The sequence below is a fragment of the Bacillus sp. DB-2 genome (assembly GCF_003315125.1).
Classification (GTDB): domain Bacteria; phylum Bacillota; class Bacilli; order Bacillales; family Bacillaceae_G; genus Bacillus_A; species Bacillus_A mycoides.
In genome coordinates this window covers 23,200-49,489 of record NZ_QNRN01000015.1, presented here as the reverse complement: position 1 = coordinate 49,489, position 26,290 = coordinate 23,200, and the positions used below count along the sequence as shown (strand labels likewise).

The 26,290-nt window shown below is 35.2% G+C and carries 25 protein-coding genes; 16 read left to right on the top strand and 9 right to left on the bottom strand.

Translation table 11 applies throughout. From position 1 onward, the window contains the following. Window positions 1–2: 2 nt before the first annotated feature. The 3 genes from DET63_RS23130 to DET63_RS23120 form a co-directional block, all read right to left on the bottom strand. Window positions 3–347 carry a DUF4064 domain-containing protein gene (locus DET63_RS23130; protein WP_002091161.1) on the bottom strand — a complete coding sequence of 115 codons (345 nt, stop codon included), beginning with the start codon at window positions 345–347 and terminating at the stop codon, window positions 3–5. Window positions 348–674: 327 nt separating this feature from the next. Beyond that, window positions 675–878: a hypothetical protein gene (locus DET63_RS23125; protein WP_002091158.1), complete on the bottom strand. Its 204-nt coding sequence runs from the start codon at window positions 876–878 to the stop codon at window positions 675–677. A gap of 84 nt (window positions 879–962) precedes the next feature. After that, window positions 963–2,366: a sigma-54 interaction domain-containing protein gene (locus tag DET63_RS23120; protein ID WP_113937967.1), complete on the bottom strand. Its 1,404-nt coding sequence runs from the start codon at window positions 2,364–2,366 to the stop codon at window positions 963–965. Between the two features lie 302 nt (window positions 2,367–2,668). Between DET63_RS23120 and DET63_RS23115 the strand changes: the two genes are divergently transcribed. From DET63_RS23115 to DET63_RS23105, 3 genes are all read left to right on the top strand, one after another. Further along, window positions 2,669–2,923, top strand: coding sequence for a biotin/lipoyl attachment domain-containing protein (locus tag DET63_RS23115; RefSeq protein ID WP_000859494.1), 255 nt, complete (start codon window positions 2,669–2,671; stop codon window positions 2,921–2,923). Window positions 2,924–3,028: 105 nt separating this feature from the next. Beyond that, on the top strand, window positions 3,029–4,450 hold the full coding sequence (locus DET63_RS23110) for an amino acid permease (RefSeq protein ID WP_113937966.1): 1,422 nt from the start codon (window positions 3,029–3,031) through the stop codon (window positions 4,448–4,450). Between the two features lie 113 nt (window positions 4,451–4,563). After that, complete coding sequence (locus tag DET63_RS23105) at window positions 4,564–5,838, top strand: acetylornithine deacetylase (RefSeq protein ID WP_113937965.1); 1,275 nt, start codon at window positions 4,564–4,566, stop codon at window positions 5,836–5,838. Between the two features lie 97 nt (window positions 5,839–5,935). Here the strand turns inward: DET63_RS23105 and DET63_RS23100 are convergent, their stop codons facing one another. Next, window positions 5,936–6,589 carry a helix-turn-helix domain-containing protein gene (locus DET63_RS23100; protein WP_002091151.1) on the bottom strand — a complete coding sequence of 218 codons (654 nt, stop codon included), beginning with the start codon at window positions 6,587–6,589 and terminating at the stop codon, window positions 5,936–5,938. A 137-nt stretch (window positions 6,590–6,726) separates the two neighbouring features. Here DET63_RS23100 and ytaF point away from each other — a divergent pair, with 137 nt between their 5' ends. Beyond that, window positions 6,727–7,338 (top strand): sporulation membrane protein YtaF, encoded by a 612-nt coding sequence (ytaF, locus tag DET63_RS23095; protein ID WP_002091150.1) that lies wholly within the window; start codon window positions 6,727–6,729, stop codon window positions 7,336–7,338. A 163-nt stretch (window positions 7,339–7,501) separates the two neighbouring features. Here ytaF and DET63_RS23090 read toward each other — a convergent pair whose 3' ends face one another. Together DET63_RS23090 and glsA are read right to left on the bottom strand one after the other, a co-directional pair. Next, entirely contained in the window at window positions 7,502–7,846 is a 345-nt protein-coding gene (locus tag DET63_RS23090) for a DUF3969 family protein (RefSeq protein ID WP_002091149.1), read from the bottom strand. Between the two features lie 172 nt (window positions 7,847–8,018). Continuing rightward, entirely contained in the window at window positions 8,019–8,948 is a 930-nt protein-coding gene (gene glsA, locus DET63_RS23085) for a glutaminase A (RefSeq protein ID WP_002151698.1), read from the bottom strand. Between the two features lie 324 nt (window positions 8,949–9,272). On the opposite strand from glsA, the gene nagE reads away from it, so the two are divergent. The 12 genes from nagE to DET63_RS23025 all read left to right on the top strand — a co-directional run bounded on the left by nagE (window position 9,273) and on the right by DET63_RS23025 (window position 23,499). Further along, the gene (gene nagE / locus DET63_RS23075) at window positions 9,273–10,766 is read left to right on the top strand and encodes an N-acetylglucosamine-specific PTS transporter subunit IIBC (protein ID WP_002139540.1); all 1,494 of its coding nucleotides are present in this window, start codon (window positions 9,273–9,275) and stop codon (window positions 10,764–10,766) included. Between the two features lie 264 nt (window positions 10,767–11,030). Beyond that, window positions 11,031–12,281: a serine hydrolase domain-containing protein gene (locus DET63_RS23070; RefSeq protein WP_113937963.1), complete on the top strand. Its 1,251-nt coding sequence runs from the start codon at window positions 11,031–11,033 to the stop codon at window positions 12,279–12,281. 12 nt (window positions 12,282–12,293) lie between these two features. Next, window positions 12,294–12,452, top strand: a complete 159-nt coding sequence (locus DET63_RS30385; RefSeq protein WP_162617014.1) for a hypothetical protein — start codon at window positions 12,294–12,296, stop codon at window positions 12,450–12,452. 169 nt (window positions 12,453–12,621) lie between these two features. Further along, window positions 12,622–13,023, top strand: coding sequence for an LSm family protein (locus tag DET63_RS23065; RefSeq protein WP_033715617.1), 402 nt, complete (start codon window positions 12,622–12,624; stop codon window positions 13,021–13,023). 16 nt (window positions 13,024–13,039) lie between these two features. Next, window positions 13,040–13,234: an LSm family protein gene (locus DET63_RS23060; protein ID WP_002091140.1), complete on the top strand. Its 195-nt coding sequence runs from the start codon at window positions 13,040–13,042 to the stop codon at window positions 13,232–13,234. Window positions 13,235–13,247: 13 nt separating this feature from the next. After that, window positions 13,248–14,795, top strand: a complete 1,548-nt coding sequence (locus DET63_RS23055) for a glycosyltransferase family 2 protein (RefSeq protein WP_113937962.1) — start codon at window positions 13,248–13,250, stop codon at window positions 14,793–14,795. After that, window positions 14,785–16,029 carry a nucleotide sugar dehydrogenase gene (locus DET63_RS23050; protein ID WP_113937961.1) on the top strand — a complete coding sequence of 415 codons (1,245 nt, stop codon included), beginning with the start codon at window positions 14,785–14,787 and terminating at the stop codon, window positions 16,027–16,029. The genes DET63_RS23055 and DET63_RS23050 overlap by 11 nt, the downstream gene beginning before the upstream one ends. Further along, a complete protein-coding gene (locus DET63_RS23045) occupies window positions 16,026–16,991 on the top strand; it encodes an NAD-dependent epimerase/dehydratase family protein (RefSeq protein WP_113937960.1) in 966 nt (321 codons plus the stop codon). The genes DET63_RS23050 and DET63_RS23045 overlap by 4 nt, the downstream gene beginning before the upstream one ends. Further along, window positions 16,984–18,531, top strand: a complete 1,548-nt coding sequence (locus DET63_RS23040; protein ID WP_113937959.1) for a glycosyltransferase family 2 protein — start codon at window positions 16,984–16,986, stop codon at window positions 18,529–18,531. Before DET63_RS23045 ends, DET63_RS23040 begins: the two co-directional genes overlap by 8 nt. Before the next feature lie 339 nt (window positions 18,532–18,870). Next, window positions 18,871–21,120, top strand: coding sequence for a formate C-acetyltransferase (gene pflB, locus DET63_RS23035; RefSeq protein WP_113937958.1), 2,250 nt, complete (start codon window positions 18,871–18,873; stop codon window positions 21,118–21,120). 69 nt (window positions 21,121–21,189) lie between these two features. Further along, window positions 21,190–21,921: a pyruvate formate-lyase-activating protein gene (gene pflA, locus DET63_RS23030; RefSeq protein WP_002010313.1), complete on the top strand. Its 732-nt coding sequence runs from the start codon at window positions 21,190–21,192 to the stop codon at window positions 21,919–21,921. Window positions 21,922–22,332: 411 nt separating this feature from the next. Then, entirely contained in the window at window positions 22,333–23,499 is a 1,167-nt protein-coding gene (locus DET63_RS23025) for a diglucosyl diacylglycerol synthase (RefSeq protein ID WP_002139554.1), read from the top strand. A 525-nt stretch (window positions 23,500–24,024) separates the two neighbouring features. On the opposite strand, the gene DET63_RS23020 is transcribed toward DET63_RS23025, so the two are convergent. From DET63_RS23020 to DET63_RS23010, 3 genes are all read right to left on the bottom strand, one after another. Then, the gene (locus DET63_RS23020; protein WP_000358484.1) at window positions 24,025–24,144 is read right to left on the bottom strand and encodes a YfhE family protein; all 120 of its coding nucleotides are present in this window, start codon (window positions 24,142–24,144) and stop codon (window positions 24,025–24,027) included. 110 nt (window positions 24,145–24,254) lie between these two features. Further along, the gene (locus DET63_RS23015; RefSeq protein ID WP_002091129.1) at window positions 24,255–24,812 is read right to left on the bottom strand and encodes a GNAT family N-acetyltransferase; all 558 of its coding nucleotides are present in this window, start codon (window positions 24,810–24,812) and stop codon (window positions 24,255–24,257) included. A 240-nt stretch (window positions 24,813–25,052) separates the two neighbouring features. Then, window positions 25,053–26,183 (bottom strand): amidohydrolase, encoded by a 1,131-nt coding sequence (locus DET63_RS23010; protein WP_113937957.1) that lies wholly within the window; start codon window positions 26,181–26,183, stop codon window positions 25,053–25,055. Between the last annotated feature and the right edge of the window lie 107 nt (window positions 26,184–26,290).

Sequence of the window (26,290 nt, the reverse complement as noted above, 5' to 3'; positions counted from 1 at the left end):
TTTTATGCTGATGCAGTAGTCTTATCTTTTCGGAAAATCCCCATTAATCCGCCGATTAATAATAAAACACCTGGTAATAAGTAAACAATAGAAATACAAATAAATCCACCAATGGCAGCGATAGTCATCATAATGCCACCTACTTTAGCTTTGCTCTTAACCATAACACATCCAACAATCCCCAATATTGAAAGAGCTACAGCAGCCCAGCCTAATCCAATAATTTGATTAGCTCCGTCAGCTTCAACTGCTGCTCCTATGCCTCCGATAAATAAAGCAATGAATGCACATAAAATCCCGAATATACCACCAATTAATCCTAATACAAATTCTGCTGTTCTTTTCATAGTAACCACCTTTTAGAAAATATTTATTAGCTTTTTCATCCAACTCACAATTTGTTAGTTCAACAAAATGAACTACATGTTATTAACATAAGTGAAGTTTATATAAACAATCTTCAAAGATGTTGAAATGTCAGATTTAGAACTTACATGATAACAAATATAATGAAAACAGAATGTCGAAATTTGTCGATTTTACTAAAGTACATTTTTTCAGTATATAACTAATTTTGAGTTAAATTTCAAATCATTGAGATAAAGAGAGTAGAATGAAAAAACACGAGAGCGGTAACCGTCTCGTGTTTTTTTATGATAATTAACTTTGTTCGTTTAAGAAGATTTTTCTCTTTTCATACGTAGCTTCAAATTCCAAAAAGCAGCAAGCATAATAGCTGCAAAGGAGCCGCTAATTGTGGCTAATAGCTTTGCATAAGGAAAGCTGTTCATATCAATATTAATGAATAACATCATACATAGAACGGCAGGAAGAAGGTATAAGTATTGTAATAACTTTAATTTTTTATCATTACTCATATATATCGCCCCTTTCTATCATGTCACATGTAAATTATAACATATTTTTCCAAATAGTTACTTGTACTTGGAGAAATATTCATTTCATATGTGTAAGTGCAATTTTTTAATTCGATATTGTAAGTTTTGTCTGCTCAATCCTAAAAACTTTGCGGCTTGTGAGATATTACCTTTATTTTCTTTAAGAATTTGATGGATATATTTCTTTTCCATTTCTTCGATTATACGTTTTAAATTTTGTGGCGTATCAGTATTGTGACTAGTTAGTGGAGTCTGCATATTGAGTTCCTTTTTTGCTAGTTCACGAAAGTGCGTTGGCATATGGAACGCTGTAATGATATCTTCATCTTCTATTAAGTTCATGGATCCTTCAATTATATGTTCTAGTTCTCTCACATTACCAGGCCAATCGTATTTATAGAAGAAGTTATTTACGCTTAAATCTACATCTTTTACGCTAAGATCAAATTGGATATTGTATTTTTCAATAAAGTGTTGAACAAGATATGCAATATCTTCTTTTCGTTCCCGTAAAGGTGGAAGACATAAAGTAACAACGCTTAATCGGTAATATAAGTCTTGCCTTAATCGATTGTACGCTATGGCTTCAAGAGGGTCTTCATTAATAGTTGCTATAATACGAACATCAATTTCTTTTTCTTGCGCGCCCCCAATTCTTCGTATTGTTTTTTCTTGTATAGCACGCAATAGTTTAGCTTGAAGTGCTGGGCTTAATGAGTTGATTTCATCTAATAATAAAGTTCCCCCATTTGCCTCTTCAAATAAACCAGGTTTATCTATTGCTCCTGTAAAAGCACCTCGATTCGTACCAAATAGTAGGCTTTCCATTAAGGTTTCTGGTATGGCGGCACAGTTTTGCGAAATAAATGTCTTTGTTGAACGCTGGCTTTCATTATGGATGCTTTGCGCAAATAGCTCTTTACCAGTCCCTGTTTCTCCGACAATAAGTATGGAGGAGGATGTACGTATTACTCTCTTTGCTTCTGCAATGACCGATTGAATAGCTCTAGAATCACCAATTATGTGATCAAAGGTAAACTTAGTATTTTGTTTTCGAGAAAGGTTCGTTTTCATTGTTTGCTTTAAATGACTAATCTCTTTTGAAATTTCAATAGCGCCTTTAATTTTTCCATTTTCTATTATAGGAAAAGTATCGTTAATCGTCGTAATTTCTTGTCCTTTATTGTTAAAATAAGTTTGTTTTATATTTTTGTTTGTTTTTCCAAGTTTTAACGCCTCTATAAGAGTACTATTTTTATTTTCTTCGAATGCAAATACTTCTAAAGGATTTTTATCTAGCACATCTAAGCGGTCCATTGATTCAATTTCCATCATTTTGCGGTTATAGATAATCGTTTTACTTTCCTCATTAATAATATGAATCCCGATATCGAGTTCATTGAGTAAAGTTTCATATAGCATATTCATTTCAATAATCTTTTTAAAATTGATTTCTTCTGTATGCATGCATTATCTTCTCCTCGTTATACCCTAATGAAGACTGACTTTTTATAATTTTATTAAAATTCATATAAAATCGCAAAATTTTTTTGCTATTTTCTGCTTAAAACTTTTCAAATGATAGAAAAATTTTGCGGTTATGCCGATTTTTTTTGTGCGAAATCCTAATTTTACATAGATATTGAGGTTGGTACGTATCTTGCATGAATAGTAGTTGAAATCTCTAAATTTAAAGAGTAGGGGGATTATGAATCTTTATAGGTTATGCAACGTTTCAGTGCCAATTAATAAAAGGGGGAGTTTATAAAGTGAAGACGGTTATAGAAGGCGTGTATAGTCCTTGTTACGGGAAAGTAGAGAAATTATTTGTTACTGAAAGTTCTTACGTATATGAGTGGGAAAAATTAGCGTTAATTGAAACGATAGATAAACAGAAAGTAGAAATTAAAGTGGGAATCAGTGGTTATATTGAATCATTAGAAGTGGTAGAAGGACAAGCTATCGCTGATCAAAAATTATTAATAACAGTGAGGGATGACCTTTTAATAACAGGTAGTGATTAATAGTAGTAATATGTATTTTGCACTTTTTAATAATTATTTTTACTATGAAGGGTTTTAAAAACGCTTACATTAAAAGGGTTTACTAAGTGAAAAGGGGGGATTTATATGATGGATCAAAACCAGGGATTAAAAAGGGAATTGAAAAGTCGGCACATATTTATGATTGCACTCGGAGGGGTTATTGGTACTGGGCTTTTTTTAGGATCCAGTTATACAATTCATGAAGCTGGACCTGGAGGAGCGATTGTAGCGTATCTTGTCGGTGGATTTGTTATGTATTTAACGATGCTCTGTCTTGGGGAGTTAGCAGTCGCGATGCCGGATGCAGGATCGTATCAAACATATGCTACAAAACATATTTCACCTGCAGCGGGTTATGTAGTGGGATGGATGTCGTGGCTAAACTGGACGGCTACGATAGGCATTGAACTAATTGCAGTTAGTATTTTGATGAAACGATGGTTTCCTGATGTACCGTCATGGATTTGGTGTGTAGTGTTCGCAGTGTTGCTCTTTGCTATTAATGCATTATCTTCAAGAAGTTTTGCGGAAGTTGAATTCTGGTTTGCAAGTATTAAAGTAATTACAATCATTGCATTTATTATTTTGGGCGGGGCAGCAATGTTTGGTTTTCTAGATATGAAAGGAAATGAACCAGCGCCGATGTTTTCTAGCTTTACTGATTATGGTGGATTGTTCCCAAATGGATTATCAGCCATTTTAATTACGATGATTGCAGTTAATTTTTCCTTCCAAGGAACAGAACTAGTTGGTATTGCAGCTGGTGAGAGTGAAAATCCAGAGAAAACTATCCCGAAGGCAATTAATAATACAGTTTGGCGCATACTTATTTTCTTTGTACTATCTATTTTTATTCTTGCGGGACTATTTCCTTGGCAGCAAGCAGGAGTTATAGAAAGTCCATTCGTAGTTGTATTTGATAAAATTGGTATTCCTTATGCGGCTGATATTATAAATTTCGTTATTATTACAGCGGTACTATCAGTTGCGAATTCAGGATTATATGCAACTTCCCGTATGCTATGGTCTATGTCTAATCAAGGAATGATTAGCCCGATTTTTGGTAAGTTATCTAAAAACGGTGTTCCTATTTATGCATTGATTGTAAGTACGTTTGTAGGGTGTCTCTCATTACTATCAGGTATTTATGCGGAAGATACAGTTTATTTATGGCTTCTTTCTATTGCTGGGTTTGGAGCGATATTAGTTTGGGCATCTATTGCTTTATCTAACCTATTAGCTAGAAGGAAATACGTGAAGCAAGGGGGAGCTATTAAGGATTTGAAATTTAAAACACCACTGTATCCATTTGTTCCAATTCTTGCTTTAGTATTAAATTTAACAGTAATTGTAGCTATGGCTTTTATTCCAGAACAAAGAATGGCATTATATTGTGGTATTCCATTTATGATCGTTTGTTTACTGTTTTACCGTGCTACAAGAAGTAAGAAAAGTAAAATAGAACATATCGAAAAGATGAATACAACAGAATTAGAAAGTTTATAGTTGAAATTTAATTTATAATAACAAGGAATTTAGAGACTGTAGAATTGTAAACAGTCTCTTTTTTTGTAAAAATAAAGCTGGAAACATACTACGTATGCAAAGGGGAATTAGCAATGAATCAAGAAGTTTCACAGCTATTAAAACAGATTGATTTACGAAAAGACGAGCTACTAGAACTTACAAAAGCTTTAATTCGCTTTGAAACACCAGCACCACCAGCAAGAAATACAAATGAGGCGCAAGAATTTGTGGCAGAGTTTCTAAAAAAACGAAATTTTAGTATTGATAAGTGGGATGTATATCCGAATGATCCGAATGTTGTTGGAGTGAAAAAAGGGATAGCAAGTGAGTCACATAAAAGTCTCATTATTAATGGACATATAGATGTTGCAGAAGTATCAAAGGACGAACCGTGGGAAACAAAGCCGTTTGAGCCGTTTATAAAAGATGGTTGGTTAGTTGGGAGAGGCGCGGCAGATATGAAAGGTGGACTAGCTGGAGCCTTATTTGCTATTCAGCTTTTAGAAGAAGTGGGGATTGAATTACCTGGAGATTTAATTTTTCAATCGGTAATTGGCGAAGAAGTAGGGGAAGCAGGGACACTTCAATGTTGTAAGCGTGGTTATGATGCTGATTTTGCAGTAGTAGTTGATACAAGTAATTTACATATGCAAGGGCAGGGAGGCGTAATTACTGGATGGATTACAGTGAAAAGCCCGCAAACGTTTCATGATGCAACACGTAGACAAATGATTCATGCTGGAGGCCGTTTGTTTGGCGCAAGTGCGATTGAGAAAATGATGAAGATTGTCCAAAGCTTACAAGAATTAGAGCGTCATTGGGCAGTCATGAAAACATATGAAGGCTATCCATCTGGAACAACAACAATTAATCCAGCTGTTATTGAAGGAGGACGTCATGCGGCATTTATTGCGGATGAGTGCCGATTGTGGGTTACGGTTCACTTTTATCCAAATGAAACGCATGAACAAATAATAGAAGAAATAGAAGAGTATTTAGGAAAAGTGGCAGCAGCAGATCCATGGTTAAGCGAGAACCCACCACAATTTAAGTGGGGCGGAGAATCAATGATTGTGGATCGTGGCGAAATTTTTCCTTCTTTAGAAGTAGATAGCGAACATGTTGCTGTAAAAACGCTAAGTTCAGTACATGAATCTATTTTATCTAAAAATACAATTTTAAATATGTCAGCAACGGTAACTGATGGCGGATGGTTTAGTGAGTTTAACATTCCAGCTGTTATTTACGGACCAGGTACATTAGAAGAAGCTCATTCAATAAATGAGAAAGTTGAAGTTGAGCAGTTAATTGAATTTACAAAAGTAATAACAGCGTTCATATATGAATGGTGTCATACAAAAAAATAGATTAGTATATTGAAATTGTACAGGTATGTACTTGTACGCTTTTTTAGTGAACTATTTCAGAGTTGAACATAAACAACTGAAATAGTTCTTTATTTTTCTATGTTTTTCGTTTTATTTCAATTAATTTCTCTTTAGCTAATTCAACGGCAATCGCATCATCTAAATAGCCGATTGGAAAAAGATAATCGGGGATAATATCTGTTGATAAAATGAAATATAGTAAGGCACCCCCAATAATTGCACGCTCTTCGGTTGAAATGGTTTCTGTACAAAATTGTTGGTACATATTTGTTAATTGCTCAATGAAAGGACCAGCACTATCAATTTGTTCTATTTTACTTTTGAAACTCTCGTGAATACGTTTTTCGCCTTCAGTAGTTTGAGCATAGCGCTCGTAATTTTCAAGTTCTTGTTTCACACGAGTTGTTGTGTATTCGAAGTCGAATAGGTTAGAGGATTGTAATGTTTGCTGAATTGTATCGAGAGATGTGTACATATCTGCTTTTTCCTTATTTATGTGTGGAGAGTCAGGGTACATTTCATCAAGTAATAATTGCGGTGGAACTTGTAGACAGTTTGCGAATTTTTGTAAATGGTTTTGCTTCGGTTGTTGTTTGCCATTAATTATTCTTGAAATTGTTGCAGGATCAATATTTGTAAGTGTTCCTAGTTGGCGCATAGATAGAGCGCGCTCCTTTAACAGTTTCTTTATTAATTTACCGAGCCGCTCATTTGGATTTTCATTGGGCATAATGTAGGCACTCCTTTTCTATTGTCTATCGTTGAAAAAATGTTGAGCATTTATTACAAGTATATGAAACAGACAGGCACAGTTGCTCAACATTTTCATAATATGCAATGAAAAGTGAGAAAAGGGGTGACTGCATGATGAGTACGGCAGGTTTATTTTCAATTTTTTTAATCGGGATTGCGTCTAATTTAGATAATGCAGGTGTTGGGATTGCATATGGCATTCGTAAAATTCGAATTTCGTGGCTTAACAATTTTATCATCGCATTTTTTGGATTTTTATTTACTTTACTAGCTGGATTTTTTGGGAATTGGATCGCATTATTTATTTCAGAGTTCACAGCAAACATTATTGGAGCAATCGTTTTAGGAATAATCGGGGTGTTTATTTTATGTCAGCCTTTCTTGAGTCAAAAAGATACCGTAGAATCTAAAGATAGTAGTGTACTTATGGGGGTTTTACGTGATCCAGAAAAAGCAGATTTTGATGGTTCTAAAACAATTAGTTTTTCTGAAGCAATTGTTTTAGGAGTTGCATTGTCCATAAACAATATTGCAGGTGGATTTGATGCTGGAGTAACAAATTTAAATCTTTGGCTTACGGCATGTATTTCTGGAGTTTTTAGTTTTATTTGTATTAGTGGTTTTACGTATGTTGGTAAAAGATTTTTAGCTGAATACTTAGGGAAATGGGCAACTATAATTGCAGGTGTGTTATTAATTCTTATTGGAATTGATCAATTGTTGTAAGAATGATAGGGAAAACAGTATTCGAGTATTTCCTTGGAAATACACTAAGAAATTGCATATATCGACGTGAAATCTTTTCACGGTAATGAAAGATTGTAAGTATTATACAAATCTTTGTGTGTAAAAAGGTTTAAAAAAGTAAAAGCACCTGCATAGGTGCTTTTTAGCGTATATCTTCAATTAGTTGTGCACATTCATCATCATGCATACTGTACTCACTTAAAACTTGAATACAAAGCCATTTCAGTTCTTCGATACTATGCTCAAGTTCTTCGGGAAGTACATGGTAAATGTCTTCAAGTCCCATTCCGAAATGAATAAGTTCTAGTACTTGATCATCGATGTTCCGATCCATTAATAGTTCAAGCACTTCTAAATTGAATATGTATCGGTGAGCTTCATCGAGTGAAACAACTTTTAGTTTCAAACTTTCTACAATACTCAATATGAAAAGAAGAATTGTTTTTTCGAGAACAGGTTGTTTCTCCATTTGAAATATGAGTTTCATCTTTTACACCTCCACATACAGCGCTAGGTTGTACTATATTATTCAGGAGGGGGGAGCAAATATGCATAATAAAGAGAACTTTTATTACTGTTTTTTGAAGTGTGTTGATGCCTAGTAGAACGGATTTTTGTGAAATAAAAAATCCTGCCAATATAGCAGGATAACTTCTAAATTAAAACATACTCCAACCTTCTTGGGCAGAAAGTAATTCAAGAATTTTAAAACCAGCGATACTATTTCCGTTTGCATCTAAAGCTGGTCCGAAAATACCGATGCCCATTTCGCCTTTTACGCAGCCGAAAATCCCGCCCGCTACACCACTTTTTGCAGGGATTCCAACACGAATTGCAAATTCACCAGATTCATTATACATCCCGCAAGTAACCATAAATGTTTTACAAATTTTCGTAATATGTTTAGGGATGATCTGTTTCTTTTTATAAGGATCATATCCATCCATTGCAAAGATTAGACCAATACGTGCTAGGTCGATACAGTTAACCTCAATTGCACATTGACGCGTATATAAATCCATAAGTTCTTCAATATCGTTATCGATGATGCCATTTTGTTTCATATAGTAACAAAGTGAACGGTTTAAGTAAGCTGTTTCTAATTCAGAAGTGGCAACTTTAGAAGAATAACTAATAGTAGGATTGTCTGTTATATCACGCACAAATTGAAGAATGCGTTCCATCTTCTCCTCGTTATCATTACCAGCTAGCATACTTGTAATAGCTAATGCACCCGCATTAATCATTGGATTAAGAGGTTTGGAAGAACTTGTCGTTTCAAGCTTAATAATAGAATTAAATGGGTCACCAGTTGGTTCCATTCCAACTTTAGAAAATACATATTCTTCACCACGGTCTAAAAGGGCAAGAGCAAGTGTAATTACTTTAGAAATACTTTGAAGAGTAAATAGTGTTTGTGAGTTACCAGCATGGATATATTCTGTTTCTTTATGAAAAATAGCAATCCCTAGATCATCTGGATTTGCATTTCCTAGTTCGGGGATATAAGTAGCAAGTTTTCCTTTTTTCGTATATGGTTTTACTTGTTCTAACAACTGCTGTAAGTTGTTTGTTTCAATGCACTGCATAGTACCAACGCTCCTATTTCGAATTAACTAAGTTTACTTTTCCCGATATGCTCGGAAATAAATAATAACATGAAAAAGTGGAATGATAAAACGAAAATTGAATGTTCTATAGTGAGTCTTCAGTTTCGATTATTCCGTGTTATAAAAGGAAAATTTCCCTTTTATATAACAGTTTGGAAATAGGAGATTTATCCATAAAAAGTTCAGAAATAAAAACTACACATCTATACAACTATATGTTATTATGGTTATGTAATAGAAAGCGTTTTCTAAAGCGTACTTATAATGATAACGATTTCATAAATTGAATTAGGGGGAATTAAAATGTTGCAGTTTTTACAACGTATTGGTAAAGCGTTAATGCTTCCAATCGCAGTGCTACCAGCAGCAGGATTATTGCTTCGTCTAGGACAAGAAGACGTACTAAACATTCCTGTTATGGCACAGGCCGGTGCAGCAATTTTTGATAATTTAGCACTTATTTTTGCAATCGGTGTTGCAATCGGTTTATCTGTTGACGGTAGTGGTGCAGCTGGTCTTGCAGGTGCAATTGGTTATTTAGTTATGAAGAATACAACTAATGCTTTAAGTGTTACTTACTCAACAACAGAACTAAACGATAAATTAAAAAGTGTTCAAGATTTAGTCGGTTCAGTAGATCCAACAAAATTAGCGGATACAATGAATAAAATTTCAAAAGCAGCAGCGTTGACGCCAAAAATAAATATGGCCATACTCGGTGGTATTATTGCTGGGGTTATCGCTGGATTACTATACAACAAATTCCATAAGATTAAACTACCAGAATGGTTAGGATTCTTCGCTGGAAAACGTTTCGTACCAATCATTACGTCTGTTGTAATGCTTCTTTTAGGATTAGTATTCGGTCAAATTTGGCCAACAATCCAAACTGGTATTGATGCAGTATCACATGGTATCGTAAACTTAGGTTCAATCGGTGCAGGGTTATTCGGATTATTAAACCGTTTATTAATTCCAATCGGTTTACACCACGTAATGAACACATACTTCTGGTTCGTACTTGGTGACTTTACAAATGCAGCTGGTGATATTGTTCATGGTGATATCGCTCGTTTCTTTGCAAAAGATCCATCAGCAGGTATGTTTATGACTGGTTTCTTCCCAGTTATGATGTTCGGTTTACCAGCAGCATGTTTCGCAATGATTGCGGCTGCGAAACCAGAAAAACGTAAAATGGTTACAGGTATGTTAGGTGGTCTAGCATTAACTTCATTCTTAACTGGTATTACAGAGCCAATCGAATTCTCATTCATGTTCTTATCACCAGTATTATATGGTGTGCATGCAGTATTAACAGGATTTTCTTTATTCATAACAACGTCACTTGGCATTCATGATGGTTTCACATTTAGTGCTGGTGCTATTGATTATGTTATCAACTTTGGTATTGCAACAAAACCTGTATTATTAGCAGGTATCGGTTTAATTTATGCAGCAATTTACTTTGCGGTATTCTACTTCTTAATTAAGAAGTTCAACTTGAAAACTCCAGGTCGTGAAGATGACGATGAGTTAGTTGAAGATGGTGATGCACCAGTTGCAGGTTCAATTGGTGAAACTTACGTAGCGGCTTTAGGCGGAAAAGACAACTTAACAGTTATTGATAACTGTGCAACACGTCTACGCTTACAAGTGAAAGATGCTAGTCAAGTAAACGAAGCGGCATTAAAACGCGCAGGTGCAAAAGGCGTTATGAAATTAAGTAACACAAGTGTACAAGTTATCGTAGGTACAAATGTTGAATCTGTTGCCGATGATATGAAAAAACACGTATAAATAGTTAGATAAGAGGATATCCAAAAAGATTGATAACACCAGTCTTTTACAGGATATCCTCTTTTATTATGTTGAAATTTTAAAGGGAATCTTACTTTTGTAAATTTTCTTTTTCTTTTTTATACATATAGGTTGGTAATATGTTCAGCGCGTGATAAAGTAGGGATGACATAGAATGGAATGTCTATAATCTATTGAAATGATTTGGAGAAAGTCTTGTGTAGATGAATTAAATTATCGGTAAATAAGGGGAAAAAGGTAATCATGGATCAGGAAAAAAATACTGTTAATGGGAAAGTACGTCGTCCGATTGTATACATAAAAAGAACAATCATTCTCGTCCTACTACTTTCACTTGTATATTTCATGTATACAAAAATTGTTGCGCATAATAAAAAAGAGGAAACTTTAAAAGCAGCAGCAGAAATGAAGAAGCAAGAAGAGATAAAAAAGATAGAAGAAGTGAAAAGGCAAGAAGCTGAAAAACAAAGAAAACAAAAAGAACAGGAAGAACAGATAAAACAGGCGCAAGTTATAGAGAAACCTGCTGAGGGACCGCCTCAAGAAATTAATGAAAACGCTCAATTGGATCAATATTTACAGAGCATGGGATTTAGTGGGACAGCTGTTATTGTGAAGAATGGGAAAGTTCTTGTGAATAAAGGATACGGCATGGCTAATAAAGAGAAGCAAGTACCGAATAATTCAGAAACAACTTTTTATATTGGCTCTATTTCGAAGGCGTTTGTATCGACTGCTATTATGCAATTGAAAGATCAAAATAAATTACAAGTAGAGGATACGGTAGCGAAGTATATTCCGGATTTTCCTCAAGGTAATAACATTCAGCTAAAACATTTATTAACACATACATCAGGGATTCCAGAATACGAGCAGGGAAAAGATGATATTTCTCATGAGGAATTGATAAAGCGAATAGGAAACCAAAAGCGTATTGGGGCTCCAGGAGAGAAATGGAAGTATTCAGATTCGAACTACTCTATACTTGCCTACATTGCTGAGAAGGTAAGTGGACAGTCACTCGAAGAATATATAAAACAACATATTTTTGCGACTGCGGGTATGAAACATTCTGGTTTCGGTACAGCGTTGGAACAAACAAGATTCCCATCAACGGGTTATAAAATAGTGAATAACAATATGACAACACCTAATATTCCGAGCATGTCACAACTATATGGTTGTGGTGATATATATACGAGCGCGCATGATTTATATTTATTTAATGAAGCACTCTTTTCTGGAAAATTAATTTCAAAAGAGAGTTATAATCAAATGTTTACAGCCGTGAAAAAGGATTATGGATTTGGCTGGTATGTAGATCCAGGAAGCTATTCAAATCACGGTGTAATGCCAGGTTGGAATTGCTTAAATGGTTTTAGTAAAAATGGTAGTGTATATGTGGTTTTATTATCTAACATTCAAAATAACATTAAATCATTTGGTAAAGTGAATAACGACATTTATACGATGTTGCGGAATATTGAAGTGTAAGAGGCTATCCTTTTGGATAGTCTTTTTTGTATTGAGGAAATATATGTGCGGTTCGATAATGAAATAAATGGAAAATGGGAGGTTTATGAGTATACATTAGCATCATGCACGCAATGCGAAACGAATTTTGTGTATTACGGCGTAGCTGCCATTGTGACAATTGAAAATTAATATATATATAAAGATAGATGGGAAACCATCTATCTTTTTTTATGCTCTGAAACAATTATTTCTTTTAGAAAATGTATGTCTTACCTATCACAAAAAAAGCCTGCTTTGTATAGATTAAGATGTATGGATGTAAATTTTTATACTTTAAAAATAATAGGAGGAGAAGCATATGTGTCTGTTCAGAAAATATTGGCATAAATTATCCAGACTGTTTAATAGACAATTAGGCTATTTTTTAGATGACAAGTTACTGCCTGCTGTGGAACGACTTTTATTTTCGCAAAACTTTGCAAAGTTTATTCAAAGAAATTCTAAGCAAGCTACGGAAGAGTTTATAGAATCAAGTCAATTTCAATCTATTATTTGTAACATTTTAAAAGAATGCAATACATCACCATTTAAAGAAATTGCAAAGCAATATTTAGGTAAAAACGTAGAAATTACTGTGACAGTTGGACAGTTAACAGGTGTTATTGTAGCCGTTGGTGACGATTTCTTAACGCTGCAAGAAGGAATAGGAACAGAAGTTTTATTACCATTTACAAGTATTATATCAATGAAAGAAGCGTAAGAAAGGAGACTTATATATGTTATTTACTGATGAATTGCGTAACCATGTTGGTGAATTAGTGCAAGTTGTGACAGCTGTAGAAATTGTTGCAGGCATTCTTTTATCTGTGACGGACGGGGCAGTAAGTGTTCGTACAGCTCCTTCTTATGGACCACCTGAAGATGTACTTGTGCGTATTCCTATTATTTCTTATGTTCGCTTGGAAGGGTAAGAGTGATACAAGTATGAGAATATCAGTTGTTATTCCAGCACATAATGAAGCAAGTACTTTATCTCAAGTTTTAGTAGAAGTGAAGAAGCTGAAGCCATATGAAATTATCGTAGTGGATAACGGATCAACAGATGGGACGAAAGAAATAGCATTACAACATCATTGCCACGTGATTTATTATAAGCATTCTCTTGGCAATGATGTTGGACGGGCAATTGGAGCTAGGGAAGCAAAAGGTGACATCGTATTATTTTTAGATGGTGATATTGTCATTGATAATGTAGAGCTACAACGTTTCGTGAAAGGAATTCAGCAGGGTCATCAAATCGTTGTGAATAATTTAACATGGTCTGTGTATTTAAAGATGAGACCACATTATACAACAGTTGGAAAATGTATGTTGAATCGTTATTTGAATAAAAAAGAGCTTGTTGTTGGTTCTTTAATCGCAATTCCACATGCGATGAGTAGGGAAGTTATTCAGAAGCTTGGGTGGTGGAACTTAGCAGATCCAGCACTATTTCAAGCGATGGCGATGTCTAGAGGAGTAGATATTGTCGATATGGCTTCGGTTGATGTAATTCATACAAATAAAGTTCGTCCTGTGCATACTGGTACATCACCTGGTTCTCCTTATCCGAAAGCGACTAGTCGCATTATGGGTGATCATTTACGTGCTTTGCAATACGTAATCGAAACATATGGTAAACGTGGTGGTTTTTCGGAGGGAAACAGGGATAGAGAGTTTATAGGGAAGTATAAGCCAGTTTTATTACAAAAGGAAAAAGCGAAATACAGTGCTATTATACCCGTATCAGAAGAAAAAATGACTATAAGATCTGTCATACAGGAAGTGAAAAAAGCAGGTGTAGATGAAATTATAGTTGTTGCGAATGGAGCAGATGCCGAGACAATTAAACAAGCAAAGCTAGAGAATGTTATTGTAGTTGAATTCGCGAAGGCACTTGGACATAATGTAGCACGAGCGATAGGGGCTATGCATGCTACGGCAGATATTTGTTTATTTGTTGATGGCGATTTTGTTATTCCGGCAAAAAAGCTAATTCCATTTTTGCATGCTATTGAAGACGGAAATGATGTGGCGTTAAATGATTTGCAATGTTTGTTAGATATGTTTCACCCGGCAGATCCAATTAGTATGGGTAAATATTTCGTGAATTTGGTAGCGAAACGACCAGATTTATGGAACAACTCATTGACGGCAGTGCCACATGCTATGCATAAAAAGGTAATAGAGAAAATTGGATATGATTCTCTTATCATTCCACCACTAGCTCAAATGAAAGCTATTTTAGAAGAATGTTCTATTACAACAGTGGAATTCGTAGATGTTATAAAAACAAATCGAGTACGTCCAGAGCAGCATGGGTTTGTAAATGGACGAATTCCTGCATTCGATCGTATTTTCGGTGATCAGCTTGAGGCGATTGCTTATTTATTACAACATACGAATGGGCGCGGGAGTTTTACAGACGGAGAAAGGGATAGAGATATAATACTACAATTGAGAAGGGAAGAAGAGAATATAGATGAATGCTAGTAGTAAAGTAACCATTATTGGATTAGGATATGTTGGCCTTCCTTTAGCGGTCCTTTTTGCAGAAAGAGGACATGCTGTACTGGGATTAGATAAAGATACTAGGAAGATAGAATCAATAATTAAAGGAGAAAGTTATATTCCTGATGTTTCTTCTAAAGTATTACAAGGCTTAATAAACGAAAGAAGATTAATAGTGAATACACCAGATAAAGGTGTTGCGGATTTTAAGCGTAGCGATTATGTTATTGTGACCGTGCCAACCCCAATTAATGAGCAGAAAGAACCAGATTTAAGTGCCCTCATTTCAGCCTCCCATTATATACAACAAAACCTTCAAAAAGGACAAACCTTCATTTTTGAAAGCTCCACATATCCAGGTACACTGGAGGAAGTTATCATTCCGATTATTTCTCAAACAGGTAAAAAGGTAGGAGAAGATTATTATATTGGCTATTCACCAGAGCGAATTGACCCAGCGAATAGCCAGTATTCAGTCGAAACAATTCCAAAAGTTATTAGTGGACAAACCGAGCAGTGTAAACAAAAAGTACAGGATTTGTATAGCACTATATTTGATGTAATCGTTCCAGTTAGCTCCCCGAAAGTAGCCGAGATGTGTAAGCTATTTGAAAATATTCAGCGCTTAGTTAATATTTCATTAGTAAATGAGCTAAATATACTTTGTGAAAGTTTGAATATTAATTTTTATGAGGCACTTGAAGCAGCATCTACAAAACCATTTGGATTTACTCCGTATTGGCCAGGACCAGGAATAGGGGGACATTGTATACCGGTAGACCCTTTATATTTTCAATGGAGAATAAAAAAGAATGGAGCAATTAGCCGATTAATTGAGGCGGCACATGTAATTAATGAAGAAATGCCAGAGAAAATAGTCCGGAAAGTAAAAGACATGGTGCAATCACCCGCAACGGTTTTAATAGTAGGGATTGCATATAAGAAAGACGTAAATGATTTGAGAGAATCACCGGCGTTGCCAATTATTCAATTATTAATAAAAGAAGGATACAAGATAGAATATCATGATCCGTATATTTCTACAGCGAAAATTGGAGATACACTATATCAATCTGTTCCATTAGATGAACAAAGAATTAAACAAGCAGATTGTATTTTAATTGTAACGGATCACTCTAGTATCGATTGGAATCTTTTTAAAGGGATTGAGCGATTAATAGATACACGTGGAATCGTAAAGAAGGTGAGTGTATGAGTGAAAAATGTTTGATTACAGGTGGAGCAGGATTTATTGGTTCGCATTTAGCTGAAGAGTTGGTGAAAAGAGGTTATGAAGTTACTATTGTGGATAACTTCTATAAAGGAAAAAATAAATATCATAATGAGTTAATGAAAGAGCTCCGGGTTATTCCAATAAGCGTTTTAGATAAAAATTCAATTTATGAATTAGTGAATCAACATGATGTGGTGTTTCATTTAGCGGCAATTTTGGGAGTCAAAACTACAATGGAAAAAAGTGTAGAGCTTATTGAAACAAATTTCGATGGAACGAGAAATATTTTACAAGCAGCGTTAAAAGGGAAGAAGAAAGTAGTATTTGCATCTACTTCTGAAGTATATGGAAAGGGAGAGCCACCATTCTCTGAAGAAGGAGATCGTTTATACGGTGCAACTTCCAAAATACGTTGGAGTTATGCAATTTGTAAAACGTTAGAGGAAACATTATGTTTAGGGTACACATTAGAAGGTTTACCTGTAACGATTGTTCGGTATTTTAATATTTATGGTCCAAGAGCGAAAGATGGTCCGTACGCAGGAGTAATTCCACGATTTATTCGTGCGGCTTTGCAAGGTGACGATATTCTCGTGTATGGAGATGGAAAGCAGACACGCTGCTTTACGTATGTAAGTGATGCGGTCGAGGCAACAATTCGTGCAATGGATGAGAAGGTAAATGGTGAAATTATTAATATAGGTTCTGAGAATGAAAAAAATATAAGGGTAGTAGCGGAAGATATAAAAAAATTAACGAAGTCTATTTCCAAAATTGTGCACGTTCCATTTGAGGAAGTATATCCACATGGATTTGAAGAGATTCCAAATAGAAGACCAGACGTAACGAAATTAAGAGAACTTGTTCAGTTTCAAGCGAAAGTAACGTGGGAACAAGGATTGAAAGAAACTATTAAATGGTTTCGTGAAGAAAACAATGGCTAAGTCGTTATCAGTTATTATTCCCGTATGTAATGAAGTGGATACGATTTCAGATGTGGTTCAATCGGTAAAACCATTGAATCCAGTAGAGATTATTGTAGTAGCAAATGGTTGTAATGATGGTACAGAAGCGATTGCTGAGAGCTTAGGATGTACAGTAATCCAGCATAAAGAGTCACTTGGTAACGACGTTGGACGCGCAGTTGGTGCAAAACATGCGATAGGTGATGTATTACTGTTTGTAGATGGAGATTTTGCTATTCAAACTTCAAAATTACAATTATTCCTTAATCCGATTTTACATGATCAGGCGGACATCGTTTTAAATAATTTGGACGCATTATTTTTAAAGAAACAAAAACCGCACTCCGTGACAGTATGGCGCCAAATATTAAATGCAATGTTAGAGCGTGAAGAATTAAAAATTGATTCTTTATTATCTGTACCTCATGCGCTGACGAAGGAAGTTGTGCAAAGTATTGGAGACGAATGTTTTGTTAATCCTATTGTGGCTCATCTACGCCTAGCACAAAGTAAATGGAGAATTAGTCGTCATTGTGCAATTGACGTTATTACGCCAAATAAATTTCGTCCATTCGAGCATGCTGCATATGGCACGGATCTTTCTCAATCTGAAAAACGAATGATAGGTGATCATATAGAAGCTGTAGCAGAGCGGATATTAGGCAGCGATGGGCGCGGAGGATATTATGATGGAAATAGGAAAAGAGAGAGTGTCTATCATACTCTAAATTTTGAAGATTTTTATCAAGGATGGGGCGTTACATCTAATTTGTATAAAGGAGAGCAATTATCGGTAATTATTCCTGTGCAAAATGAAGAGAAAACAATTGGAAACGTTATAGAAGAGCTTCGCAAAATTGAACCTTTTGAAATCATCGTTGTTGTAAATGGTTCGTCCGATAAAACGGCAACAATTGCAAAAGACAAGGGAGCAACAACAATTGTGTATAAAGAAGCACTTGGAAACGATGTGGGGCGTTCGCTTGGAACTTATTTTGCAAAAGGAGAAATTGTTTTATTTATAGACGGTGATTTTGTTATTCCAGCTAGTGAGCTATATCCCTTTGCAAAAGCTATTGCAGATGGAACGGATGTCGCATTAAATGATTTAAATCATTATTTAGATTTGAGAGTACCACTTCATCTTGTAACAGCATTTAAATATGCATTAAATTTAGCTTGTGATAGAAAAGATTTAGGAGTAGGCTCTCTTATTGCTGTACCTAATGCGTTTAGCCGTACATGTTTGCAAGCAATTGGGTATAGATCTTTACTGTCACCTTGCGTAGCGCAAGTGAAAGCTATTCTTTCAGGATTCGAAATCGCATGTGTAAGTCGTGTTGAGGTCGATAAGATGAACCGTATTCGTCCCAGTGAACATTTTGCAAAAATAGGTCATCCTCCAGCTGTCCTTCGAATTATAGGTGATCATATAGAAGGGTTAGAGCAATTAATTGTATTGGAAGGTAGTCGTGGTGGATTCTATGATGGGAATAGAAAAAGAGATGTTTTAGAGTAGTAACAAAAAAAGTGTACAACGTATGTACACTTTTTTGCTCTGTTATAAAAACTATAACAGATTAGGAGATAAGAGTATTACAGATCTACAATGGGTATCGTTCTTATATTACAAAATAGGACTCGTATATAAGAATACCAAAAAAATACAATTAAAGAAAGGGTTAATTCTAAAGAGTTTTATATGAAGTTAACACTATGTATACAGTGGTTTGCTCAATGTTTCACAAACATGTCACAACTATTTCGTTCACTTTCGAAAAAAAGTAGTATTCTAAGTGTGTAAGCTGTTATATAAAAAAACGTAGTCCTGTACTAATCAAAAATGGAGGAGATTAGGATGACTCAAGTATTAGAAAATGTAAAAAACGCGTGGGAAAACTTTAAAGGTGAAAAATGGAAAGCAGAGATTGATGTTCGCGATTTCATTTTAAATAATGTAAACGTTTACGAGGGAGAAGACTCTTTCTTAGCGGAAGCAACTGAAGAAACGAAAAAACTTTGGGATCAAGTAATGGATTTAACAACAAAGGAACGTGAAAACGGTGGCGTTCTTGATATGGATACAAAAATTGTTTCTTCTATTACATCACATGAGCCAGGATATTTAAATAAAGATATTGAAAAAGTGGTCGGTTTCCAAACTGATAAACCATTTAAACGTTCTTTACAACCATATGGTGGTATTCGTATGGCGGAACAAGCGTGTGAAGCGTATGGATATGAAATGGATAAAGAACTTAGCAGTATTTTCAGAGACTGGCGTAAAACTCATAATCAAGGTGTATTTGATGCATACACACCAGAAATGAAAGCGGCTCGTAAATCAGGTGTTATTACCGGTCTTCCAGATGCATATGGACGTGGACGTATTATCGGTGACTATCGCCGCGTAGCGCTATATGGTATAGATCATTTAATTGAAGCGAAAAAAGCTGATTATAATTTAACTGGTGGTGTAATGAGCGAAGATACAATGCGTTTACGCGAAGAATTATCTGAGCAAATGCGTGCACTTCAAGAGTTAAAACAGATGGCTGCTTCTCATGGATTCGATATTTCTAAGCCAGCTACAAATGCACAAGAGGCTTTCCAATGGTTATACTTTGCTTATCTTGCAGCAATTAAAGAGCAAAACGGGGCAGCAATGAGCCTTGGACGTACCTCTACATTCTTAGATGTTTACATTGAAAGAGATTTAGCAAATGGTACTTTAACAGAAGAAGCAGCACAAGAAATTGTGGATCACTTCATTATGAAATTACGTCTTGTGAAATTTGCAAGAACACCTGATTACAATGAACTATTCTCTGGAGATCCAACTTGGGTAACTGAATCTATCGGTGGTATGGCGTTAGATGGTCGTCCGTTAGTAACAAAAAACTCATTCCGTTTCTTGCATACATTAGATAATTTAGGACCAGCTCCAGAACCAAACTTAACAGTTCTTTGGTCTAAACAATTACCAGAGAACTTTAAAAACTACTGTGCGAAAATGTCTATTAAAACATCGGCAATTCAATACGAAAATGATGACATTATGCGTCCTGACTACGGTGATGACTACGGTATTGCTTGTTGTGTATCAGCAATGAGAATCGGTAAACAAATGCAGTTCTTCGGAGCACGTGCAAACTTAGCGAAAGCATTACTATATGCGGTTAACGGTGGTAAAGATGAAAAGTCAAAAGCACAAGTTGGTCCTGAATACGCACCAATTACTTCTGAAGTATTAGATTATGAAGAAGTTATGCGTAAATTCGATATGACAATGGAATGGTTAGCTGGTCTATACTTAAATACATTAAATGTAATTCACTATATGCACGATAAATATAGCTATGAACGTATTGAAATGGCACTTCATGATACAAATGTTCTTCGTACAATGGCAACAGGTATCGCTGGATTATCTGTAGTAGCAGATTCTTTAAGTGCAATTAAATATGCACAAGTAAAACCAATTCGTGATGAAAATGGTATTGCAGTTGATTTCGAAATTGAGGGAGATTTCCCTAAATACGGTAACAATGATGATCGTGTAGATGAAATTGCAGTAAATCTTGTGAAAACATTTATGAACAAGCTTCGCAAACATAAAACATACCGTAATTCTGTTCATACAATGTCAATCTTAACAATCACATCTAACGTTGTATACGGTAAGAAAACTGGTAACACTCCAGATGGACGTCGTACTGGAGAACCATTTGCACCGGGCGCAAACCCAATGCATGGCCGTGATACAAAAGGTGCATTAGCATCATTATTATCTGTAGCTAAATTACCATATGAAGATGCACAAGATGGTATTTCAAATACATTCTCTATTATTCCAAAAGCACTTGGTAAAGAAGATGATGTACAAGTACGCAACTTAGTATCTATGCTTGATGGATATGCAATAAAAGAAGGACACCACTTAAATATTAACGTATTTAACCGTGAAACATTAATGGATGCAATGGAGCATCCTGAAAAATATCCACAATTAACAATTCGTGTATCTGGTTACGCTGTTAACTTTATTAAATTAACTCGTGAACAACAAATTGATGTAATAAACCGTACAATGCATGAAAGCATGTAAGTGAAAAAAGTGTCCCTCCGCTTTTAATATATAGCGGAGGGAGGCTGTTTCAATAAAGGAGGAAGTAACATGGTAAAAGGAAGAATACATTCTGTAGAGTCTTGTGGTACTGTTGATGGCCCAGGGATTCGTTATGTCATATTTACACAAGGGTGTTTATTACGTTGTCAATATTGTCATAATGCTGATACATGGGAAATCGGTAAAGGTAAAGAAATAACAGTTGAAGAAGTGATGCAGGATGTGACATGTTACCTTCCATTTATTGAAGCTTCTGGAGGCGGTATAACAGTTAGCGGTGGAGAGCCACTATTACAGCTAGACTTCTTAACCCAGTTGTTTAAAAAGTGCAAAGAAGCTGGTATCCATACAACAATCGATTCTTCTGGCGGTTGTTATTCTGAAGAACCAGAATTCCAAAATAAGCTAGATATTTTAATGGAGTATACAGATTTAGTTTTATTGGATTTGAAGCATATTGATTCAAAGAAACATCGTAAATTAACAGGGAAACCAAATGAACACATTTTACAATTTGCTCGTTATTTATCGGATAGAAAGAAACCAATTTGGGTAAGACATGTATTGGTTCCCGGTGTTACCGATGGTGAAGAGGATTTGCAAAAATTATCAAACTTTATTCAAAGTCTATCTAATGTTAAGAAAGTGGAAGTGCTGCCATATCATAAGCTCGGTGTTTATAAATGGGAGGCACTTGGACATAAGTATCCACTTGCGGATGTGAATCCACCGACAGAAGAAAATGTTGAACATGCAAAACATATTTTACAAGCAGTCTAACCTAAACATTTGGTTAGGCTTTTTGTTTCTTCATAATAAAATCTAGAGTATATATTTAGAAAAGAGTATACTGAAAAGGGAATATCCATATTTTTGTAAAGAATAAGCGGAGAAATTTACATAATTGTAAAGGGAAATCAAAATAGTAAAAAGAATTAAGAAGTAAAAGAGTGAGTATTATGGAATATAGAACATTTGTAAGTTATTGCGAAAGCTCTTATAGGAAAGTATAATGTAAAGATATGAGCACAGATAGGATTAAGGGGTCAATCTTATATGCTTTGCATATCCACGACAGATACATAGCTAACAGGAAAGTATTAGAATCCGAGTATGTAGTTTTTAAGGAAAATGTTTTTCCTATTGTCGTATATGCAATATGGAGAAACAAAAAGCTAGGAGTGGATTTGTTTGATAAAAAACCCCAAGGTTTTAATATTAACTGCACATTACGGTAACGGTCATGTGCAAGTGGCAAAAACATTAGAACAAACATTTCGCCAAAAAGGAATCGAAGATGTAATTGTATGCGACTTGTTTGGAGAATCACATCCAGTTATAACCGATATTACAAAATATTTATATTTAAAAAGCTATACGGTAGGAAAAGAATTATATCGTTTGTTTTATTATGGTGTAGAGAAAATTTACGATAAAAAAATAGCATCTTGGTATGCGAATTTTGGGAGAAAGCGTTTGAAGACGCTATTACAGGTGGAGAAACCGGATATTGTTATTAATACCTTTCCAATCATCGCTGTACCAGAATTGAAAAAGCAAATAGGTATTTCTATTCCTGTTTATAACGTATTAACGGATTTTTGCGTGCATAAAATATGGATCCATCGAGAAGTAGATCGTTATTTTGTAGCAACCGATCATGTGAAAAAAGTGATGGTTGATATCGGTGTACCTGCAGAACAAATTGTTGAAACAGGGATTCCGATTCGTAGCAGTTTTGAGCTAAAGATAAATCCAGCAATTATATATAATAAATATCAGTTATGTAAGGATAAAAAGATGTTACTAATTGTAGCAGGTGCTCATGGTGTGCTAGGGAGTGTAAAAGAGCTATGCCAGTCATTTATGTCAGTACCAAACTTACAAGTAGTTGTCGTTTGTGGGAAAAACGAAGCTTTAAAGCAGGATTTAATGGAACTACAGGAACAAAGTTCTGATGCTTTAAAAGTATTTGGTTATGTTGAAAACATTGATGAATTGTTCCGTGTTACTTCTTGTATGATTACGAAGCCAGGTGGTATTACATTAAGCGAAGCAGCAGCATTACAAGTACCTGTCATTTTATATAAACCTGTCCCAGGACAAGAGAATGAAAATGCGTTGTATTTTGAAAAAAAAGGAGCTGCAGTTGTAATTCGTGATGATAGTGAAGTTTTTGCAAAAACAGAGGCGTTATTACAAGATGATATGAAGCTTCTTCAGATGAAAGAAGCAATGAAAAGTATTTATCGTCCTGAGCCAGCTGGTCATATTGTGGATACAATTTTGGCAGAAAATCATGCAGAGCCGAATCATATACCTATTAAATCACCAGTTCTTGCCGAATCTTTTACTTAATATGAAACCCTCTTTTAAGCATTTAAAGAGGGTTTTTTTATTGTTGTAAAAAAAATAAACGTGAATTATTAACTTATCCCGCTATTTGTGGGCAGTAAGGCCCCTACCTCAAAATTCAGTGAAAGCAAAGAAGTTAGGTTGGGGTCGGGCTGCCCGTAAAAGCCCGATTGGTGAGGGCTAATAATCAGTGGGGATAAACAAAACGCCCACTGATTAAAGTTGCACTTTATCCACAAAGGATTGCGCTTCTATTAGACAGTAAAGTCGAAATATTAACAACTATATCCACATAGTCCACAATTTTTAGAAAATTATCCACAATTCTCACGTTTAGAATTCATTTAAATAAATGAATTCGTAAAATACTTTTGTAATTTATGCACAATTCTACGGTTTTTGTGGATAAGGTTGTCCACAAAAAAGGTTCCTTATAAATAAGGAACCTTTTTTGCTAATTCATTGGAAAATCTTATGTAATGAAACTGAATAATTAGGGTGGAAACCTTCTAATTATTCAGTTTCACTTTAAATACTTTTTGAGCGATAGCCCGCTGCACGATCTGCTTTTCGAAATTCTCGCTGATAGAGAACTTCTTGTGTACTAGATAATGTGTTTTTTGCTTTATCACGTTTCTTTTTATCCATTACAAATCACCTCGTGTCCTAAAGTCACTATCTATCGTTTCCAAAGACATGGGGTGATATACATATATGTCAAACTAGCAATGATTAATTATCATTTCTGAATTTTTAGATTACGCCTCTTTTAATTGGTGTGCTTCTTGGAATGTTGTATCGCGCATTGTTGCAAGTGTATACTGATCTTTTGGAATTTCATATAAATTATATACTTCTTCATGCGCGTTAATTTCATCATAAACGGCTTTTCTTGTTTCGTTTGCTAGATTTACATATTGTAGTTTTTCGGCAGCTTTAATAGACCGAATATTTATTTTACGAATACGCATAAAAATCGTTTCAATATCTAATTCATAGAAAAGTTCGCTAAAAAATGAATCTTTCGCCAATTTATTATATCCTTTACCATGATATGGTTTGCCAAGCCAAGTTCCGAGGAATCCAGCTTTTTCTTGCACATCAAATAAAGTAATTGTGCCGATGGGGTTACCCCATTCATCTAAAATTGTGCGTGAGATTAATTCTCCACGCTCTTCGGCTTCGATTGTTTGTTTCGTTAAAAATAAATATTCTTCATAAGAATAGGCCTTTTGACGCACAAAAGGGAAGACAGCAGGATCCACCATTAATTCGTATAGAACGTGGCTGTCGTGTAAGTCGCGTTTTTTCAACACACTAACTCCTCCTCACACGAGGGTAGCATGACGAAAAAGCACCCACCCTCGAAATTTTTATATCAATCTTTAAAAAATTTCGGGGTGGGAATCGAACCCACTAGAACCAGTTTCTAACGCTGGTGGCGCACCATTTGCCTTCCCCATTCATCAATTTGAAAATGATAATCACGACACAAATTGATTATGGTTTCATTCAGTTTATAATCGTATAATACTGTATCTAGTCAAAAAAATAAACTAGTTTTTTTTATTTTTTTTGTAAATTATTTTTCCGTCAATCATAGTGAGTACAGGCTTGGCTAAATAATGGAAAGGATGATGTGTCCATAACACGAGGTCAGCATCTTTTCCAACTTCAATGCTTCCAATTCTATCCTCCAAACGTAAATTTCGAGCTGGGAAAATAGTGATTCCTTCCAACGCTGTTTTCTCATCTAATCCTTCTCTTACTGCAATAGCAGCGCAAACATTTAAATATTGAATTGGTGTATAAGGGTGGTCGGTTGTAATAGAAACTTCTACTCCATTTTTCGATAAAATATGATAAGTATCCCACGTTTTGTTTTTTAATTCGATTTTCGAACGTCGTGTAAGAGTAGGTCCAACTGAAACTTTTAAATTGTGTTTCGAAAGCTCTTCAACAATAAAGTGTCCTTCTGTACAATGTTCAATACGTAAATCAAGATTGAATTCTGTCGCAAAGCGTAAAGCTGAAGTGATATCATCTGCGCGGTGAGCGTGGATACGTACCGGTATTTCTCGGCGGAGTGCTTTTAAAATAGGTAGCATTCGAAAATCAGCTTCATGCCCGTAGTGTTGTGCGTCGTAGAATGATTCACGAAGTAAACCCATAATTCCCATACGTGTTATTGATTCTTTTGTGCCGTTGCTATGGAACTTTTTAGGATTTTCTCCAAAGGCAATTTTTAAACCAGCAGGTTCCTGAATAATCATATGATCAATACAAGTTCCAGCAGTTTTTATTACACAAGTAGTACCGCCGATAATGTTTTGGCTTCCAGGCATCACGTGAACAGTCGTAACACCATTTTGTACAGCGTCTTGAAATGCAATATCAAAAGGATGGATCCCGTCTAAAGAACGGATATGTGGTGTTGAAACTTCGGATGTTTCATTTGCATCATTACCAGCCCAACCAGTACCTTCATCGTAGAGGCCAAGGTGAGTATGAACATCAATAAATCCAGGCAAGAGATGAAGAGCTCGTGCATCTATAACGGTCATATCCTGAGTAGTATCAATATGAGGTTTGACCGCGGCAATGCGTTCTCCTATAACGAGTACATCTCCTTGAAACTTTTGGGATGTAATAGGATATACAATGGCTTGTTTGAGCAATATTTTCATAGATACCTCATTTCTGTTACTTTACAAGGTTAATGGAATTTAAGGGAAAGTAACTGAAAGGTTATTTGTGTAATAATGCTCCGGATGCTAGAAAATGAAAGTTTTGA